The organism is Agromyces sp. LHK192 (assembly GCF_004006235.1).
Classification (GTDB): domain Bacteria; phylum Actinomycetota; class Actinomycetes; order Actinomycetales; family Microbacteriaceae; genus Agromyces.
In genome coordinates this window covers 1,813,560-1,829,746 of record NZ_CP034753.1, presented here as the reverse complement: position 1 = coordinate 1,829,746, position 16,187 = coordinate 1,813,560, and the positions used below count along the sequence as shown (strand labels likewise).

The following is a 16,187-nucleotide window of genomic DNA, read 5'->3' as shown; positions in this document are numbered from 1 at the left end:
GTTCGTGCACGTTCTCTCCGTCAGCTCCCTCAAGGGCGGCGTGGGCAAGACCACCGTGACCCTCGGTATGGCGTCGGCGGCCTTCGCCCGCGGCGTCCGGACGCTCGTGGTCGACCTCGACCCGCAGTCCGATGTCTCGACCGGTATGGACATCCAGGTCGCCGGCCACCTCAACGTCGCCGACGTGCTCGCCTCGCCGAAGGAACGCATCGTGCGCTCCGCCATCGCGCCGAGCGGGTGGGCCCGCTCGAACCCCCAGTCGACCATCGACGTCATGATCGGCAGCCCGGCGGCGATCAACTTCGACGGACCGCACCCCTCGATCCGCGACATCTGGAAGCTGGAGGAGGCGCTCGCGAACGTCGAGGCCGACTACGAGCTCGTCCTCATCGACTGCGCGCCGTCGCTGAACGCGCTGACCCGCACCGCGTGGGCCGCGAGCGACCGCGTCGCCGTCGTCACGGAGCCGGGACTCTTCTCGGTGGCCGCCGCCGACCGTGCGCTCCGGGCGATCGAGGAGATCCGACGAGGACTCTCGCCCCGGCTCCAGCCGCTCGGCATCATCGTGAACCGCGCGCGCGTGCAGTCGCTCGAGCACCAGTTCCGCATCAAGGAGCTGCGCGACATGTTCGGTCCGCTCGTGCTCTCGCCGCAGTTGCCCGAGCGCACCTCGCTGCAGCAGGCCCAGGGTGCCGCGAAGCCCCTGCACATGTGGCCGGGCGAGAGCGCCGAGGAGATGTCGGGCCACTTCGACCAGTTGCTCGACCGCGTGCTGCGCACGGCGCGCATCGGCGAGTACGCGACGGGTCCGATCCCGCAGGTCCCGCAGTACCAGATCGAGTCGCACTCGATCTGAGCCGGCGGCCACCCGACTCGGCGCTCCACGCCGAGTAGGCAGCGGGCAGCGGATCCGAGCGCGCCGTATGTGCGTCGATCCCGAGCGGTCCGGATGCCCCGGAGGGTCAGGAGATTCGGCGCGCCTTCGCGCCTCGGCGCGCGGCGAGTTCGTCGACCTCGTCGGCCGGCTGGCGGTCGAGCTCGACGAGGGTCGACTCGACCTCGCGGAGGACCTTGCCGACGGCGATGCCGAAGACGCCCTGCCCACGGTTCACGAGGTCGATGACCTCGTCGTCGGAGGTGCAGAGGTACACGCTGGACCCGTCGCTCATGAGCGTCGTCTGCGCGAGGTCCTGGACGCCCGCCTCACGGAGTTGCGTCACGGCGGTGCGGATCTGCTGGAGCGAGATACCGGTGTCGAGCAACCGCTTAACGAGCTTCAGCACGAGGATGTCGCGGAACCCGTACAGGCGCTGCGAGCCGGATCCGGCCGCGCCGCGGACGGTCGGCTCGACGAGTTCGGTCCGGGCCCAGTAGTCGAGCTGACGGTAGCTGATGCCGGCCGCACGGGCCGCCACGGCGCCTCGGTAGCCGATCGCCTCGTCGTGCTCGGGCAGGCCGTCGGTGAAGAGCAGGCCGAGGTCGTAGCGCGACTTCTCGCTCCGCTCGAACTCAGTCATCTGGCCGCCCCTCTTCTCGTCACCGCCCTCGGCGGCGCGGGTTCCACGCTACCGACCCGACCTGCGCCGACCAAACACATCCGGCCGTTCGTCACGGCGTGTCGCGATCAGCGTCCGAGTCTGCCGAGGGTGTGGCGGACGACGCTCGCGTGCACGGTCTCGAGATGACGTCCGAGTTCGCGGGCGCGCTCGACCGCGCGCGCCTTGTCCGCCGGATCCGCGCGACGCGATGGCGCGAGCGCCTGCTCGATGAGCGCGGCTTCGCGTTCAGCGGCGATCCGCATGCTGCGCAGGTGCCTCGGTTCGATGCCGACTGCGCGCAACGCGGCGAGCGACCGGAGCACGGTGAGCGCCTCCTCGCCGTGCTGCTCGGTCGCGGAGAGGAGCCCGGCCGAGACGGCGTCGTCGACGAGGGACGCCGGAGCACCGACCTCGGCGGCGAGCTCGTCGCGGCGGAACCTGCGCGCCGGTGCCGGGGCCGGTACCGGCGCGGCGCCGGGCAAGGCCGGCGTGGCTCCGGCGTCGATCGACTCGAGGTGGGCCCGGATGACCTTCAACGGAAGGTAGTGGTCGCGCTGCATCGACAGGACGAAGGCGATGCGGTCGACGTCGGCCGCCGAGAACTTGCGGTATCCGGCGGGGGTACGCGCCGGGGCGACCAGGCCCTGTTCCTCGAGGAATCGGAGCTTCGACGGCGTCAACTCCGGGAAGTCCGGCTGCAGCCGCGCCATCACCTGGCCGATGCCGAGCAGCGGCGTCGCACCGGTGGCGGTGGCACGCGAGGCAGCCGGGCGGCCCACTAGCCGCCCGCCACCGGAGCGAGGTCTCGCCGCGACGCGTAGAACGTCAGCCGGAACTTGCCGACCTGCACCTCTGCACCGTCGGACAGCAGTGCGGTGTCGATGCGCACCCCGTCGAAGTAGGTGCCGTTGAGGGAGCTCAGGTCCTTCACCTCGAACGCCGTGCGATGGCGGACGAACTCGGCGTGCTTCCGCGAGACCGTGACGTCGTCGAGGAAGATGTCGGCGTCCGGGTGACGCCCGACCGTAGTCACGTCCTGGTCGAGGAGGAACCTCGCCCCGCTGTTCGGCCCTCGGCGCACGATCAGGAGCGCCGAGCCGCTGGGCAACGCGGCGATCGCCTCCTGTTCCTCCGCGGAGACCTCGGAGTCCAGGCCCGCGAGGGCGGCGGCCGCCTCGCGACTGAATCCGATGGTCGAGTCGTCGGAACCGCCCGGTCGCTGTACGCCCTCTCGCGAATCGCTCGCGTCCTGCGTCTCGCCTGCGCGGGTGCTGTCGTCTTCGGCCACGGCTAACCTCCCTGTCCAAGCGTATCGGATCGGGGGTCTCCCGCCACCCGTGCCGTGCGGATCGCGCGGACCGTCTCGATCGCGTAGATCACGCCGGCCCACCAGTAGAGGAACGCCCCCCAGATCGTGATCGCCCAACCGATGGGCGCGCTCACCTGTTCGACTGCCGGGAACGCCGGGCCGAGCATGATCACAGGCAGCCCCGTGAAGAGCGCGAACGTCGCGACCTTGCCGAGCTGATGCACCGGCAGCGGCCCGAATCCGTGGTTGGCGAGGATGATCCCGAGGACGACGAGGAACACGTCGCGGGCGACGATGATGGCGACGATCCACCAGGGCACGAGCTGCTGGGCGGCGAGGCCGATGAGCGCGGCGAAGATGTAGAGCCGGTCGGCGGCGGGGTCGAGCAGTCGTCCGAGCCGGGTGATCTGTCCGAGCCGTCGGGCGAGGAATCCGTCGAGCAGGTCGGTGAGGCTCGCCAGGACGAGCACGATGAGCGCCGCGACGTAGTCGGCGCGCACGATGAGCACGAGGAAGACGGGCACGAGCACGAGTCGGAGCATGCTCAGCACGTTCGGGATCGTCCAGATCCGCGTGCTCTCCACGACCCCCCGATCCGCGCCCACGCCTCGATCCTATCGACGCCATAGAATCGCGCCCATGAACGCCCTCGTCGTGTCCGCGCTGCTGTGCGCGCTCGTCACCGCTGGAACATGGCTCGCATCCGTGCTCTCCAAGGAGCACTCGTGGGTCGACCGGATCTGGTCGATCGCGCCGATCGCGTACGTGTGGATCTTCGCCGCCGGCGACGGCTTCTCCCCCAGGCTCGTGCTGATGGCGTCGCTCGTGACGTTGTGGGGCATCCGGCTCACCTTCAACTTCGCGCGGAAGGGCGGATACCGTCCGGGGCTGGGCGAGGACTACCGGTGGGCGATCCTGCGCGGGAGGATGCCGGGCTGGGCGTTCGCCCTCTTCAACATCGGCTTCATCTCGATCTACCAGAACCTGCTGATCCTCGGGTTCACGCTCCCGGCCTTCACCGCTTCGGCTTCGCCGCAGCCGCTCGGCGCGTGGGACGTGGCGCTCGCCGTCGTCTTCCTCGCCTTCCTCACCGGCGAGACGATCGCCGACGAGCAGCAGTGGCGATTCCACCGGTGGAAGGACGGTGAGCGCGCCGCCGGGCGCTCGCCCCAGCCCGGGTTCCTCCAGACGGGCCTGTTCCGTGTGTCGCGGCATCCGAACTTCTTCTTCGAGCAGGCGCAGTGGTGGGTGTTCTACGGGTTCGCCGTCGTGGCCACCGGGGTCTGGCTCCACTGGACGGTGCTCGGTGCGGTCCTGCTGACCGTGCTGTTCATCGGATCCACGGTGTTCACCGAATCGATCTCGCGATCGCGGTACCCCGCGTACGACGACTACCGGCGGCGGACGTCGATGCTCGTACCGTGGTTCCCGCGGCATCCGCGGACGGCGGCCGCGGAGGTCGACGCGGCGTAGCACCGCTCGGCCGGAACGCGGGGCCGGTCAGGACGCCTGCGAGATCCTCGCGGCCAACGCCGGCCAGGCTTCGGCGAACCTCGGATGCAGCGGCATCCCGCCGACGTCGTCGGCCGGAACCCAGCGGAGTTCGATGCTCTCCCGGTCGGCCACGATCGGTTCGAATCGGGCGCGCGCGTCGGCCACCACGGTGGTGTACGACCAGAACCCGAGGTCGAGCACCGAGGTGAATCGCACGTCGAGTACGTCCGACGGCACGCCCGCCTCCTCGTTCGCCTCCCGCACCGCCGCGTCGACCGCGGACTCGTGCTCGTGCCTGGCGCCGCCCGGCAGGCCCCACGTGCCGCCGAAGTGGCTCCACTCGGCGCGGTGCTGGAGCAGGACCTCGCCCCGTGGGCTGACCACGAGCAGCCCGGCGGCACCGAAACGCCCCCAGTACCTGACGCCGCCCGGACCCTCCGCCCAGGCGTCTCCACTTGCACCGCTCACCCATCCAGCATGGCGCACGGATGCCCCGGCGCCGGCACCGACGTCGTCCGGATGACGTCCGGCGACGATCCGGCGCGGCCGCGCGCACGGAGGCGCGACGTAGGCTGGCCGGGTGGACGACGAATCACCGGTGCGGGTGGACGCCTGGCTGTGGGCGGTCCGGCAGTTCAAGACGCGCTCTGCGGCGACTGCGGCCTGCCGCGCCGGACACGTGCGCGTGAACGGCGAGCGGGCGAAGGCCGCACAGGTCGTCAGGCCCGGCGACGAGGTCCGAGTGCGCGTGGCCGGCTTCGACCGGCACCTCGTGGTTCGTCGCACCATGGTGAAGCGCGTGTCCGCGGCGCTTGCGGCCACGGCCGTCGACGACCGGACTCCCCCGCCGCCGCCGCGGACCGAACAGGCCATCCTCCCCGTCCGGGACCGGGGCGCCGGACGGCCGACGAAGCGGGAGCGACGCGACCTCGAACGGCTGCGCGGTCGCTGACCGGGCGTAGCCTGAACCCCGTGGACCACGACATCTCGCACGAACCCGACGCTCGTCGATACGTCCTCCGCATCCGCGGGGTGCCGGCGAGCGTGCTCGACTACCGGATCCTCGGCGACTCGGTCGCGTTCACGAGGACGTTCACGAATCCGCCGTATCGCGGGAGCGGGCTCGCCGGCGCGGTCGTCGCGTTCGCCGTCGACGACGTGGAGGCGAACTCGAGACTTCGGATCGTGCCGAGCTGCTGGTACGTGGGCGAGTGGTTCGACCGGCACCCCGATCGCGCGCACCTGCTCGACCCACGGGCGGTCTGAGACCATGGTCGCCGGATACTCGGCCGCGCAGGTACGTGCGGCGGAAGCCCCGCACCTCGCGGCCGGCGTTCCGCTCATGCGGATGGCCGCGGCGGCGCTCGCGGCCGCGCTACGACGAGAGCTCAGACGGGTGGATGCTCCGGAGGGGCCCGTCCTCGCGCTGGTCGGCGCGGGCGACAACGGCGGCGACGCGCTCTACGCGGCATCCGAACTGGCCGGCGAGGGCGTCGACGTGACGGTCGCCGCTACCTCGACGCGGATGCATCCGGATGCCGCCGCAGCCGCGCGCGATGCCGGGGCGCGCTTCCTCACGGCGCCGCCCTCGGGCGCAACGGCCGTCGGTCGCGAGTTCGCGGTCTCGGCGGAGCGCGCAGCGCTCGTCGTCGACGGCATCCTCGGCACGGGCAGCACGTCGCCGGCCCTGCGCGGCGCCGCCCGCGAACTCGTCGCCGCGCTGCGGCCGGTCCTCGAACGGACGGGAGCTCCCGTGATCGCGGTCGACCTGCCGAGCGGCATCCACCCGGACGACGGTTCGGTGCCCGACCCCACGGTGCTCCGCGCGGTGCGAACGGTCACGTTCGGGGCCGCGAAGGCGGGCCTGCTCATCGAGCCTGGCGCCGACTACGCAGGTGCGATCGAGGTCGTCGACCTGGGACTCGGCGCCGAGTTGGCGAACGTGACGCCGCTCGTCGAGCGCGCCTAAACCGGCGCGACCGCGCAGACCTGCCTGAGCCGGCACGACCGCGCCGACGCAACCGCGCAGACGCGAATCGGCCGGCCGCGAGGGCGGTCGGCCGATTCGGTTCCGGAGGTCGAATCCGGATCAGTACCAGTTGACCGACTGCGAGTGCGACCACGCGGCGCACGGCGTCCCGTAGGAGCCCGCGATGTAGCCGAGGCCCCAGCGGATCTGGGTCTGCGCGTTGGTCTGCCAGTCGGCGCCGGCCGTGGCCATCTTGGTGCCGGGCAGCGACTGCGGAATGCCGGCGGCGCCGCTCGAGGCGTTCATCGCCTCGTAGTTCCAGCCCGACTCCTTCTGCCACAGGTTGACGAGGCACTGGAACTGCGAGTCGTTCCAGCCGTACTGCGAGGCGGCGAGGTCGCGCGCGAAGGCCTTCGCGCCATCGGGCGTGTTCGCCGCGGCCAGCGCGGCGGCCGCAGCCGCGGCCTGCTCGGCGACGACGCGGTCGTGCTCGGCGGCCGCGGCGACGGCCTCGGCGGCCTGCGTCTTGGTCTGGCGGGTGAGGTCGACGATCGAGTCGATCGGCATCGTCTCGTACTCGCCCAGCGAGGCCACCGACGAGGCGAGCGCGGAGGCGTCGACCTTCCCGTCGGCGGTCTGCAGCGCGGACTGGGCGACGGCGATCGTGTCCTGCGCGGAGTGGATCGCCTTGGCAGCGGCCACGGTCGAGTAGGCGCCGAGCTGGTCGCGGTGCAGGCCCGTCGCGTCGGTGACCGCGGCGGTGGCCTCGATCCGGGCCTGGGCGTCGGCGGCCGACTTGACGGTGAAGCCGGTGCCGACGAGCGCGCCGACGGCGACGAGGGCGCCGATGCCGATGAGGCGTCGGCGGCCGATCCGGCCGCGGCGGATGGCACGGCGGGTCTCGGGTTGCTCTGTGGTGTCGGCGGTGGGTGCGTTCTGGACGTCGGGGTTCGCGGGGGAAGTCTGGTTTCGCATAGTGGTACGGCTCGACAGGGGGTCGGGGGTGCTGCGCCCGCCGAGCAGAGGCGCACAAGTCGAACACCCTGCACGGCGAAACTGGACAGAACCTCAGGTCTTCCTGTGCGAACCATGACCGGGCGCGTCCGCTGCGCCAGCCGAGTCCGCCGCGATGCCCGGAACGACGGGCATACTCGAGGGATGCCCGATCGTTCCGCAGAATCTCCTGTGCTCGCCCCCGGCGAACGCTGCCCGTGCCGCAGCGGTGCGATCTTCGGCGACTGCTGCGCACCGTTCCTCTCCGGTTCCGCGCAGGCCCCGACCGCCGTGCAGCTCATGCGGAGCCGCTACACGTCGTACGCGATCGATGCGCCGGCCTACCTCCTCGAGACGTGGCATCCGTCGACCCGTCCGACGTCGCTCGAGCTCGACGCGGCGACGACCTGGCGGTCGCTCGAGATCGTCGCGACCGAGCGCGGCGGGCCGTTCGACGACACGGGCGTCGTCGAGTTCATCGCGCGCTACCGCGACGCCGAAGGGCCGGGCGCCATGCGGGAGCGCAGCCGTTTCCTCCGTGAGGACGGTCGCTGGCGGTACGTCGACGCGATCGACTGAACGCCGGCGGACGTCGTCGCTCAGTCGGAGGGCGGCGCCGCGCCTCGGCTCCGCTCGGAATCCGTGGCGAACCCTGCCTCGGCCGCACGCTCGTGGCTGTCGGCGAGCTCCTCGAACACCGTGATCGTGAGGTCGGCGGGGGCGTCGAGCCGCGAGTTCAGCGAACGCCAGGGCGTCTCGACCGGCTCCGCCACGACCGTCGCGCCCGCGGCCTCGAGCCGGCGCGTCGTGCCCGTGGCATCCGCGACCTCGAACGCGAGCCGGATGCGCGGACTCTCGCGCCCGCCGGCCTCGATGCGGTCGATCTCGCGACGGTGCCCCGGACTCGCGATCTCGAGCGTCGCCCGGCCGACCTCGAGGATCGAGACCCGGTCGTCACCGCCCTCGGCGTACGCGACCGTCTCCGGCAGGCCGAGCACATCGCGGTAGAACGCGACCGCCTCGTCGAAGTCGGCCGCCTCCACGACGACACGGAGCTGGGAGACCATGGGGCGCGGGGCATCCGTCATGCCGCGATCCTCGCAGCCCGGGGCCGGCCACGCGAGATCCACCGGCGAATCAGAGGGGATTCGAAGACTGGCCGCGTACCGTGGCGGCGTGACCCCCCTCGACGGCACCCCGCCCACCCGGAACTCCCCCGGCCTGCCGATGCTGACCGCACGCGCGCAGCAGTCGCTCGACACGCTCGACGCCCAGGCGCTCGCCGAGATCCGGACGCTGCGCGACGAGACCGAGCGGTTCATGCTGCGCTACAAGTTCGGCATGGACGAGGTGATCACGAAGCTCTCGATCCTGCGCGAGGAGTTCAACCAGGCCCACGACTACAACCCGATCGAGCACGTCTCGAGCCGCCTCAAGAGCCTCGACAGCGTCATCGCCAAGCTGCAGCGCAAGGGCATCGAGCCGAGCTTCGAGTCCATCACCGAACGCGTCACCGACATCGCCGGCGTGCGCGTGACGTGCAGCTTCGTCTCCGACGCCTACCGGATCTTCGAACTGCTGACCGCGCAGCCCGACGTCACCGTGCTCAGGGTGAAGGACTACATCGCCTCGCCGAAGGCGAACGGGTACCAGAGCCTGCACGCCATCATCGAGGTGCCCGTGTTCCTCTCGACGGGCGCGCATCCCGTCGCCGTCGAGGTGCAGATCCGAACGATCGCGATGGACTTCTGGGCGAGCCTCGAGCACAAGATCTACTACAAGTACGACCGGCAGGTGCCGGACAGCCTGCTCGATCAGCTCACCGATGCAGCGCGCACGGCCTCAGAACTGGACGAGCGGATGGAGACGCTGCATCGACGGGTGCACGGCGAACCCGTGCCACGGCACGGCGGTCACGGACCCGTCGCGGTCTGAGGACCCTGCGGGTCACTCCCAGTTCGCCTCGTTCTTGCGGCTGGGCTGCACGCGCGGCGGCTCGCCGGGCATCTTCGGGAAGTCGGGCGGGAACGGCAGCTCGCCGAGCCCGTCGTCGAGGTCGCGCTGCCACCACTCGAGCAGGGCGTCGATCCGGCCGGGCTCGTCGTGCAGGCTCGCCCACGGGTCGCCGCGTTCCGCGAGCCGCGCCGGCATGGTGAGCACGGTGAAGTCCCTCGGATCGGCCTGCTCGACCTCGTCCCACCCGAGCGGCGCAGACACCGGCGCCCACGGCAGGGCACGCGGGCTGTACGCCCCCGCCATCGTGCGATCGCGGTTGGCCTGGTTGTAGTCGACGAAGACGCGGTCGCCGCGCTCCTCCTTCCACCACGCGGTGGTGACCTGATCGGGCATGCGCCGCTCGAGCTCTCGCGCGACGGCGATCACGGCGTGGCGGACGTCGAGGAACTCGTGGACCGGTTCGATGGGGGCGAACACGTGGATGCCCCGATTGCCCGAGGTCTTTGCGAATGCGGTGAGCCCGACCTCGGCGAGCAGGTCGCGCAGGGCCAGCGCGGCGGGAACGGCCTCGGCGTACCCCGTGCCCGGTTGCGGGTCGAGGTCGATGCGCAACTCGTCGGGGAAGTCGGATGCATCGGCGCGGGAGGCCCAGGGGTGGAACACGATCGTGTTCATCTGCGCCGCCCAGACCGCCGCCGCGGGTTCATCGATGACCAGTTGCGGGTGCGACCTGCCGCTCGGGTAGGTCACCGGGACGGACCGCACCCATTCGGGGACGCCCCGCGGCGGGTTCTTCGAGTAGAACTGCTCGCCCTCGACACCTTCGGGGAACCGCTGGAGCGAGACCGGCCTGGCGCCGTTGGCGGCGACGAAGGCGTCGCCGACCGCGACGAGGTACTCGGCCAGCGCGAGCTTCGTGATGCCGGCGTCGGGCCAGAGCACCCGCGACGGACTCGAGATGCGCACGTCGCGATCGCCGTGCGGGCCGGGAACGGTGAGGATGACGGCGTCGGAGGCCATGCGGCAGACGCTACCGCACCCGACCGACGCCCGTCCCGCGCACGGGCTGCAGCCGGAACAGCCGGACGACGCGGCCCGAGTCCCGCTCGTACCCCCGGTACCCCGGCCACTGCGCTTCGATCCGGTCCCAAGCCGCATCGCGCTCGGCGTCGGCGATGAGCGTCGCACGGACCGGCATCCGCCTGCCCCTGACCGTGATGGCGGCATCCGGATGCGCCAGCAGGTTGTAGGTCCAGCCAGGGTGACGGTCGCGCGCGAAGCTCGTGCCGGCGACGATCGCACGCCCGTCGCCGTCGGGCGTGTACATGAGTTCGGTGTCGCGCGGCTCCCCCGTTCGCGCACCCCGCGTGTGCAGCACGAGCGAGGGAACGAGCAGCGCGCTCAGCTGCACCCGCCCGCCGGTCAGCCGCGCGAGGTAGCGCTCGACGTTCGGGAGGACCACCGGCGCCCAGCGACGGAACAGCCTGGTCCTGGTCAGCGGGGCGACCATCCGTCGCAGCGCCTGCTGGACGTTCACCGCCGATCCGCCTCGCCGAGCGCCTCGTGCGCCGCCTGCACCTCGGCCGCCGCCTCGTGCGCACGCCGTTCGGCACGCTTGAGGCGTCGCAGTGCCATCGACCTCGCCCCGAAGCGTTCGGCGACGCGATCGCGCCGCTCGTCGATGCCCGTGATGATGTAGGCGCCCGCGATGAGGATCACCTGCGCCGAGAAGTTGAACCAGATCAGCAGCGCGATGATCGTGCCGAACGACGCGAGCAGCGGGTTGCTCGTCGCCCCGCCGACGAACAGGCCCGACAGCACCTGGAGCACCGTGAGCCCGATCCCCCCGAGGATCGCCCCCACCCAGAGCTCACGGGCGCTCGGCCGCTGGCCCGAGAGGAGCCGGAAGAGGCCGGCGACGGCGACCGTGTCGATCGCGAACGTCACCAGGATCGAGATCGCGCGGGTGGTGAACGCCGAGAAGCCGTCGTCGGCGGTGATGCCGAACCAGCCGAGCATGAGCGCCACGGCGCCGGTGCTGAACACCGTGGCGGCCGCCGCTGCGGCGAGCAGCACGCCGAACCCGACCGCGATCGCGAGGTCGCGCAGCATGACCCAGACGAAGAGCGTCTGGTCGTCGGGCAGGTCGCCGAGCTGGCGCAGCGCGAGCCGGAGGCTCGAGATCGCACCGATCGCGGCGCCCACGAGGCCGATCAGCGCGAGGGTTCCGGCGATGCCGAAGGTCAGGGGCTGCACGAGATCCTCGGGGCGGATCAGGGCATCGGCGCCGATGAGCCCCGGGATCGCGGTGTCCACGGCGGCGATGAGGGCGTCCATCGCCTCGGGGTTGCCGGCGAGCCAGATGCCCGCGATCGCGAACCCGAGGAAGACGCCGGCGAAGACCGAGAAGAGGGCGCGATACGTGACGCTGTCGGCGAGCATGGCGCCCCGATGCTCCTGGTAGAGCAGGAACGCGCGCGCGGGCTTCGTGCTGAGCACCCATTCGACGAGCCGTCGGGCGCGTGCGACGACGCCGCCGGAATCGCCGTTCGCCTGACCGCCGTCGGATGCCATGGCCACAGGCTACCGGCGCGCCGGGGACCTCGGCACGGCGCTTGACAACCCGCGGTCGGACCCCGCAGACGGCGACGGCCCCGCCGCACGATGAGGTGCGGCGGGGCCGAGGCGGTCGGTTCGACCCGGACTCAGTACCAGCCCTTGGCGTTGAACGAGTCCCATGCGCCGCAGGGGGTGCCGTAGCGCCCGGCGACGTAGCCGAGGCCCCACGTGATCTGCGTGGCGGGGTTGGTCTGCCAGTCGGCCCCGGCCGAGGCCATCTTCGAGCCGGGCAGGGCCTGCGGGATGCCGTATGCGCCGCTCGAGCCGTTCGAGGCGTAGACGTTCCAGCCGGACTCGTGGTTCCACAGGGAGACGAGGCATCCGAACTGGTCCTCGCCCCAGCCGTACTGGGCGAGCATGAGGTCGCGGGCGATCGCCTGCGCACCGCTCGGGTTCGCCGGGCCGGTCGGGCGCGACGAGGTCGACGTGCCGGACGAGCTCTCCGCGGCCTCAGCGGCTGCGGCGGCCGCCGCCTCCTCGGCGGCCTTCGCCGCCGCAGCAGCGGCAGCCTGCTCGGCGGCGACGCGGTCGAACTCGGCGACCTGGCCCTGCACGGTCGCGGTGGCCTCGTTCGCCTGCTTGGCGAGCGCGAAGACGCGCGACGGCGAGAGGAACTCGTAGTCGTCGAGGTTGGCGACGGTCGCGGTGAGCGCCGCGGCGTCGACCTTGCCGCTCGCGGCGGTGATCGCATCGCGTGCCGGAGCCAGGGTGTCCTGGGCGACCTTGGCGGCGCGGGCGTCGAGGATGGTGTCGTGCGCGCCGAGCTGCTCGGCGTCGGGGTTGGCGGCCGCGGTCATCGCGGCGGTCGCCTCGACGCGGTCGTTCTGCGCGGCGACCGCGGAGTCGACCGCGAATCCGCTGCCGACCACGGCGCCGACGGCGACGACGGCTCCTGCGGCGAGGGCGTAGCGGTTGCGCGCGATGCGCGCCGCGCGCCGTTCGGCGCGGGTGCCGCCCTGGGCGGCGGGCTGGGGCGTGCGGGTTTCGGGGGAAATCTGGTTCTGCATGCTCACATGCCGGGCACACCGGTGCTGTCCGGGGGGCGCCGACGGGTCGGTTTCACTGGTTCGGTGCGGGGGTCGCCGAGGCGAAGCCGCCAGTCTGCACAGGCTTTCTCCACGAGTCCTCACCTTTGTCTGTGAATGTCGTGCATGCCGATGCGGCGGCGCCGGCACCGTGATAACCGCGAGGAAGCCTCAGTGATCGCCCGGAATCGCCTCGGCGAGGACCTCACGCAGCGGCTTCCTCGTCGCGCTCCGCCCGGAGGTCGAGGCTGATCTGGTCGGCGTCGAGGGTGTCCAGCGCCTCGGCGAGCATCGCCGAACTGTAGAGGCCGTCGTCCCGCGCGGCGAGCAACGCCTCGCGCTGCGCGCGGATCGCCTCGAGGCGGACCTCGCGGATCTGCGCGGGCGTGCCCGTCTCCCGCGAGAACCCCTCGTGGCGCGCGAGGACCCGATCCGTCACCTCACCGAGCAGGGCCGCGATCTGCTGTCGTTCCGCCGCGACAGCCCCGCGATCGATCCCCGCGGGCTTCACCAGCCGGACCAACCACGGGAGCGTGCCGCCCTGGCCGATCAGCGAGATCCCGGCGACGAAGAACGCGGTGAGGACCAGCAGCGATCGCGCCGGAGTGTCGGCCGGCAGCGTCTGTGCAGCCGCGAGGGTGATCGCCCCGCGCATGCCGGCCCAGACGATCACCGTGCCCTCGCGCCAGCCGAGGGGGACGGCGAGGAAGTAGTCGAGGTCGGCGACCTTGCGGCGGATCCGCACGCGGAAGCGCGCCATCCGCTCCGCGCTCGGAACCCGGCCGACGCCACGACCGGTCGCGGCGGCACGCTCGGCGATCTCCTCCGTCATCTGCTGGAGGTCGCGCGACTCGAGTCGATCCTTCACGGCGGTCAATCGCGGCTTCATCGCGGCGGCGCGGCGGTTGCGCCTCGCGAACACCGCGAGCGTCGGGAACACCCAGGCCGCCCGCACCAGCAGCACCACGACGAGCGCGATCGCGGCGAGGAGGAGCCCGTGGTGGATGCCGTACGCCGTGTCGGCGAGGTCGTCGAGGATCGCCGCCATCTCGAGGCCCATGACGAGGAAGACCCCGCCCTCGAGCACGAGCTCGATCGCCCGCCACGTCTGCGCGTCGGAGACCCGATGCTGCGGCGGCAGGCTGCGGATCGCGTTCCGCCCCGTGACCAGCCCGGCGACGACGGCGGCGACCAGGCCGGACCCGCCGAGCGCCTCCGCGGGAAGGCTCGCGAGGAACGGCACGGTGAGCGAGATCACCGTGTTCACCGTGGCATCCTTCACGCGCGACCTGACCCAGAGGTTGACCCGGCCGACGACGAAGCCGAGCACGACGGCCACCGCGACCGCCCACAGGAAGTCGCCCGCGATGCTCCAGAACGAGAGGGATGCCGCGCCGGCCGCGATCGCGGACCGCAGCAGCACGAGCGCCGTCGCGTCGTTGAGCATGCTCTCCCCCTCGAGCACCGTGACGATGCGGGGCGTCACGCCGACGCGCTTCACGATGGACGTGGCGACCGCGTCGGTCGGGCTGACGATCGCGCCGAGGGCGATGCCGCCCGCGATGCCGAGCTCGGGGATGATCGCGGCGAACAGCAGGCCCAGCACGACCGAACTGACGACCACGAGTGCGATCGAGAACCCGCTGATCGCACTGAACTCGCGACGGAACTCCATCGAGGGCATCGCCACCGACGCCGAGTACAGCAGCGGCGGCAGCACGCCCGCGAGGATCCACTCGGGATCGACGACCACCTCCGGCACGAACGGCAGGAAGCTCACGAGGATGCCGACCACGACGAGCAGCAGCGGCGCGGAGACGCCCAGGCGCGGACCGATCGCCGTCGCGCCGGCGATGCCGAGCAGGCCCAGCACGAGCACGACGAGCAGTTCCATCGCTTCCCCTTCGCGCCGTGGCATCCGGCAGCCGCCCACCGGCTCCGGCCTGCCCGGCACCAGTCTGCCCGGCACCAGTCTGCACCGTCGGCGAGCGCGTGCGCAGCACCGTCGGATGCGCGTTCACAGCGAACCCGAAGGTGCCGGGCCGTTTCGGTGGAACAGGCATCCGCCTCGCACTGTTCTCTCCAGTGGCGCAGCAGCCGGCTGCGTCGGACAAGGAGCACGATCGTGACCGACTATCGAAGCACTCCCGAGGCGGTCGACCGCCTCACTCCCCTGCAGCGCAAGGTGACGCAGGACGACGCGACGGAGCCCGCGTTCCGGAACGAGTTCTGGAACCACCACGAGGACGGCATCTACGTCGACGTGGTCTCGGGGCAGCCGTTGTTCAGCTCGACGGACAAGTACGACAGCCGTTCGGGCTGGCCGAGCTTCACGCGTCCGATCGAGGAGGCGTCCGTGAAGGAGCACGTCGACCGCTCCTTCTTCATGAAGCGCGTGGAGGTGCGCTCGGCGGGCGCCGACAGCCACCTCGGACACGTGTTCGACGACGGCCCCGTCGACGACGGGGGCCTGCGGTACTGCATCAACTCGGCGGCCCTGCGGTTCGTGCCTGCCGAGCAGCTCGAGGCCGAGGGGTACGGCGAGTACACCCGGCTGTTCCCGGACGCCGTGCAGGCGACCGGTACCATGACCGCGTCCACGAAGGAGGACCACTGAGATGACCGACACGGGCACCATCACCCGTCTCCCCGGAACCGACACGGCTGTCCTGGCCGGCGGTTGCTTCTGGGGCATGGAGGACCTCATCCGCAAGCAGCCGGGCGTCGTGCAGACGCGCGTCGGCTACACGGGCGGGCAGAACGAGCACGCGACGTACCGGAACCACCCGGGGCACGCTGAGGCGATCGAGATCGTGTACGACCCCTCGAAGACCTCGTACCGCGACCTGCTGGAGTTCTTCTTCCAGATCCACGACCCGACGACGGTGAACCGGCAGGGCAACGACGTCGGCACGAGCTATCGTTCGGCGATCTTCCCGATCGACGCGGAGCAGGAGCGCGAGGCGCGCGAGACGATCGCCGACGTGGATGCCTCCGGCCTGTGGCCGGGCGACGCCGTGACGACGATCGAGCCTTCGGGCCCGTTCTGGGAGGCCGAGCCGGAGCACCAGGACTACCTGGAGCGCATCCCGTGGGGCTACACGTGCCACTTCGTGCGGCCGGGCTGGAAGCTGCCGAAGCGCGAGTCGGCGGGCGGCAGCGCGGGCTGATCCTGCGGTTCGGCGTCGCCCGGGACGGGCGGCGCCGGACCGGCGTCCGCAACTTCTCTCGGCGTTACTTGCGTTTACGTGACGAAACGCAAGTAGAATGGCGGACGATTGCGG

At 71.5% G+C, this 16,187-nt stretch carries 21 protein-coding genes; 9 read left to right on the top strand and 12 right to left on the bottom strand.

Annotation, left to right across the window (positions count from 1 at the left end):
- The first annotated feature begins 4 nt into the window (after positions 1 to 4).
- Positions 5 to 856 (top strand): ParA family protein, encoded by an 852-nt coding sequence (locus ELQ40_RS08190; protein WP_127793240.1) that lies wholly within the window; start codon positions 5 to 7, stop codon positions 854 to 856.
- A gap of 106 nt (positions 857 to 962) precedes the next feature.
- Here the strand turns inward: ELQ40_RS08190 and ELQ40_RS08185 are convergent, their stop codons facing one another.
- From ELQ40_RS08185 to ELQ40_RS08170, 4 genes are all read right to left on the bottom strand, one after another.
- Entirely contained in the window at positions 963 to 1,517 is a 555-nt protein-coding gene (locus ELQ40_RS08185; protein ID WP_127793239.1) for a MerR family transcriptional regulator, read from the bottom strand.
- 107 nt (positions 1,518 to 1,624) lie between these two features.
- Complete coding sequence (locus tag ELQ40_RS08180; protein WP_240666005.1) at positions 1,625 to 2,317, bottom strand: MerR family transcriptional regulator; 693 nt, start codon at positions 2,315 to 2,317, stop codon at positions 1,625 to 1,627.
- Positions 2,317 to 2,730, bottom strand: coding sequence for an FHA domain-containing protein (locus ELQ40_RS08175; protein WP_205649494.1), 414 nt, complete (start codon positions 2,728 to 2,730; stop codon positions 2,317 to 2,319). Before ELQ40_RS08175 ends, ELQ40_RS08180 begins: the two co-directional genes overlap by 1 nt.
- Positions 2,731 to 2,828: 98 nt before the next feature.
- Positions 2,829 to 3,452: a CDP-alcohol phosphatidyltransferase family protein gene (locus tag ELQ40_RS08170; protein WP_240666004.1), complete on the bottom strand. Its 624-nt coding sequence runs from the start codon at positions 3,450 to 3,452 to the stop codon at positions 2,829 to 2,831.
- A 34-nt stretch (positions 3,453 to 3,486) separates the two neighbouring features.
- Between ELQ40_RS08170 and ELQ40_RS08165 the strand changes: the two genes are divergently transcribed.
- Positions 3,487 to 4,320 carry a DUF1295 domain-containing protein gene (locus tag ELQ40_RS08165; protein WP_127793237.1) on the top strand — a complete coding sequence of 278 codons (834 nt, stop codon included), beginning with the start codon at positions 3,487 to 3,489 and terminating at the stop codon, positions 4,318 to 4,320.
- 27 nt (positions 4,321 to 4,347) lie between these two features.
- Here the strand turns inward: ELQ40_RS08165 and ELQ40_RS08160 are convergent, their stop codons facing one another.
- Positions 4,348 to 4,809 carry an NUDIX hydrolase gene (locus tag ELQ40_RS08160; protein ID WP_127793236.1) on the bottom strand — a complete coding sequence of 154 codons (462 nt, stop codon included), beginning with the start codon at positions 4,807 to 4,809 and terminating at the stop codon, positions 4,348 to 4,350.
- A gap of 112 nt (positions 4,810 to 4,921) precedes the next feature.
- Here ELQ40_RS08160 and ELQ40_RS08155 point away from each other — a divergent pair, with 112 nt between their 5' ends.
- The 3 genes from ELQ40_RS08155 to ELQ40_RS08145 are packed head-to-tail and all read left to right on the top strand — an operon-like array spanning position 4,922 to position 6,310.
- A complete protein-coding gene (locus tag ELQ40_RS08155; protein WP_205649458.1) occupies positions 4,922 to 5,293 on the top strand; it encodes an RNA-binding S4 domain-containing protein in 372 nt (123 codons plus the stop codon).
- A gap of 20 nt (positions 5,294 to 5,313) precedes the next feature.
- Complete coding sequence (locus ELQ40_RS08150) at positions 5,314 to 5,607, top strand: GNAT family N-acetyltransferase (RefSeq protein WP_127793235.1); 294 nt, start codon at positions 5,314 to 5,316, stop codon at positions 5,605 to 5,607.
- 4 nt (positions 5,608 to 5,611) lie between these two features.
- On the top strand, positions 5,612 to 6,310 hold the full coding sequence (locus tag ELQ40_RS08145; protein WP_127793234.1) for an NAD(P)H-hydrate epimerase: 699 nt from the start codon (positions 5,612 to 5,614) through the stop codon (positions 6,308 to 6,310).
- 120 nt (positions 6,311 to 6,430) lie between these two features.
- Here the strand turns inward: ELQ40_RS08145 and ELQ40_RS08140 are convergent, their stop codons facing one another.
- Positions 6,431 to 7,285, bottom strand: a complete 855-nt coding sequence (locus tag ELQ40_RS08140) for a hypothetical protein (RefSeq protein ID WP_240666003.1) — start codon at positions 7,283 to 7,285, stop codon at positions 6,431 to 6,433.
- Between the two features lie 183 nt (positions 7,286 to 7,468).
- Between ELQ40_RS08140 and ELQ40_RS08135 the strand changes: the two genes are divergently transcribed.
- Entirely contained in the window at positions 7,469 to 7,882 is a 414-nt protein-coding gene (locus ELQ40_RS08135; RefSeq protein WP_127793233.1) for a YchJ family protein, read from the top strand.
- A gap of 20 nt (positions 7,883 to 7,902) precedes the next feature.
- Here ELQ40_RS08135 and ELQ40_RS08130 read toward each other — a convergent pair whose 3' ends face one another.
- Entirely contained in the window at positions 7,903 to 8,391 is a 489-nt protein-coding gene (locus ELQ40_RS08130; protein WP_127793232.1) for a VOC family protein, read from the bottom strand.
- Positions 8,392 to 8,530: 139 nt separating this feature from the next.
- Here ELQ40_RS08130 and ELQ40_RS08125 point away from each other — a divergent pair, with 139 nt between their 5' ends.
- The gene (locus ELQ40_RS08125; RefSeq protein WP_127795206.1) at positions 8,531 to 9,238 is read left to right on the top strand and encodes a GTP pyrophosphokinase family protein; all 708 of its coding nucleotides are present in this window, start codon (positions 8,531 to 8,533) and stop codon (positions 9,236 to 9,238) included.
- Between the two features lie 12 nt (positions 9,239 to 9,250).
- On the opposite strand, the gene ligD is transcribed toward ELQ40_RS08125, so the two are convergent.
- The 5 genes from ligD to ELQ40_RS08100 form a co-directional block, all read right to left on the bottom strand.
- Complete coding sequence (ligD, locus tag ELQ40_RS08120) at positions 9,251 to 10,279, bottom strand: non-homologous end-joining DNA ligase (protein WP_205649457.1); 1,029 nt, start codon at positions 10,277 to 10,279, stop codon at positions 9,251 to 9,253.
- Positions 10,280 to 10,289: 10 nt separating this feature from the next.
- Positions 10,290 to 10,796 carry a nitroreductase family deazaflavin-dependent oxidoreductase gene (locus ELQ40_RS08115; protein WP_240666002.1) on the bottom strand — a complete coding sequence of 169 codons (507 nt, stop codon included), beginning with the start codon at positions 10,794 to 10,796 and terminating at the stop codon, positions 10,290 to 10,292.
- Positions 10,793 to 11,833 carry a YihY/virulence factor BrkB family protein gene (locus ELQ40_RS08110; protein ID WP_127793231.1) on the bottom strand — a complete coding sequence of 347 codons (1,041 nt, stop codon included), beginning with the start codon at positions 11,831 to 11,833 and terminating at the stop codon, positions 10,793 to 10,795. Before ELQ40_RS08110 ends, ELQ40_RS08115 begins: the two co-directional genes overlap by 4 nt.
- A gap of 131 nt (positions 11,834 to 11,964) precedes the next feature.
- Complete coding sequence (locus tag ELQ40_RS08105; protein WP_240666001.1) at positions 11,965 to 12,885, bottom strand: hypothetical protein; 921 nt, start codon at positions 12,883 to 12,885, stop codon at positions 11,965 to 11,967.
- Positions 12,886 to 13,108: 223 nt separating this feature from the next.
- Positions 13,109 to 14,797: a sodium:proton antiporter gene (locus tag ELQ40_RS08100; RefSeq protein WP_127793230.1), complete on the bottom strand. Its 1,689-nt coding sequence runs from the start codon at positions 14,795 to 14,797 to the stop codon at positions 13,109 to 13,111.
- 228 nt (positions 14,798 to 15,025) lie between these two features.
- Here ELQ40_RS08100 and msrB point away from each other — a divergent pair, with 228 nt between their 5' ends.
- Both msrB and msrA read left to right on the top strand, forming a co-directional pair.
- Positions 15,026 to 15,520 (top strand): peptide-methionine (R)-S-oxide reductase MsrB, encoded by a 495-nt coding sequence (gene msrB / locus ELQ40_RS08095; RefSeq protein WP_127795202.1) that lies wholly within the window; start codon positions 15,026 to 15,028, stop codon positions 15,518 to 15,520.
- A gap of 1 nt (position 15,521) precedes the next feature.
- Positions 15,522 to 16,073 (top strand): peptide-methionine (S)-S-oxide reductase MsrA, encoded by a 552-nt coding sequence (gene msrA / locus ELQ40_RS08090; protein ID WP_127793229.1) that lies wholly within the window; start codon positions 15,522 to 15,524, stop codon positions 16,071 to 16,073.
- The last annotated feature ends 114 nt before the right edge of the window (positions 16,074 to 16,187 follow it).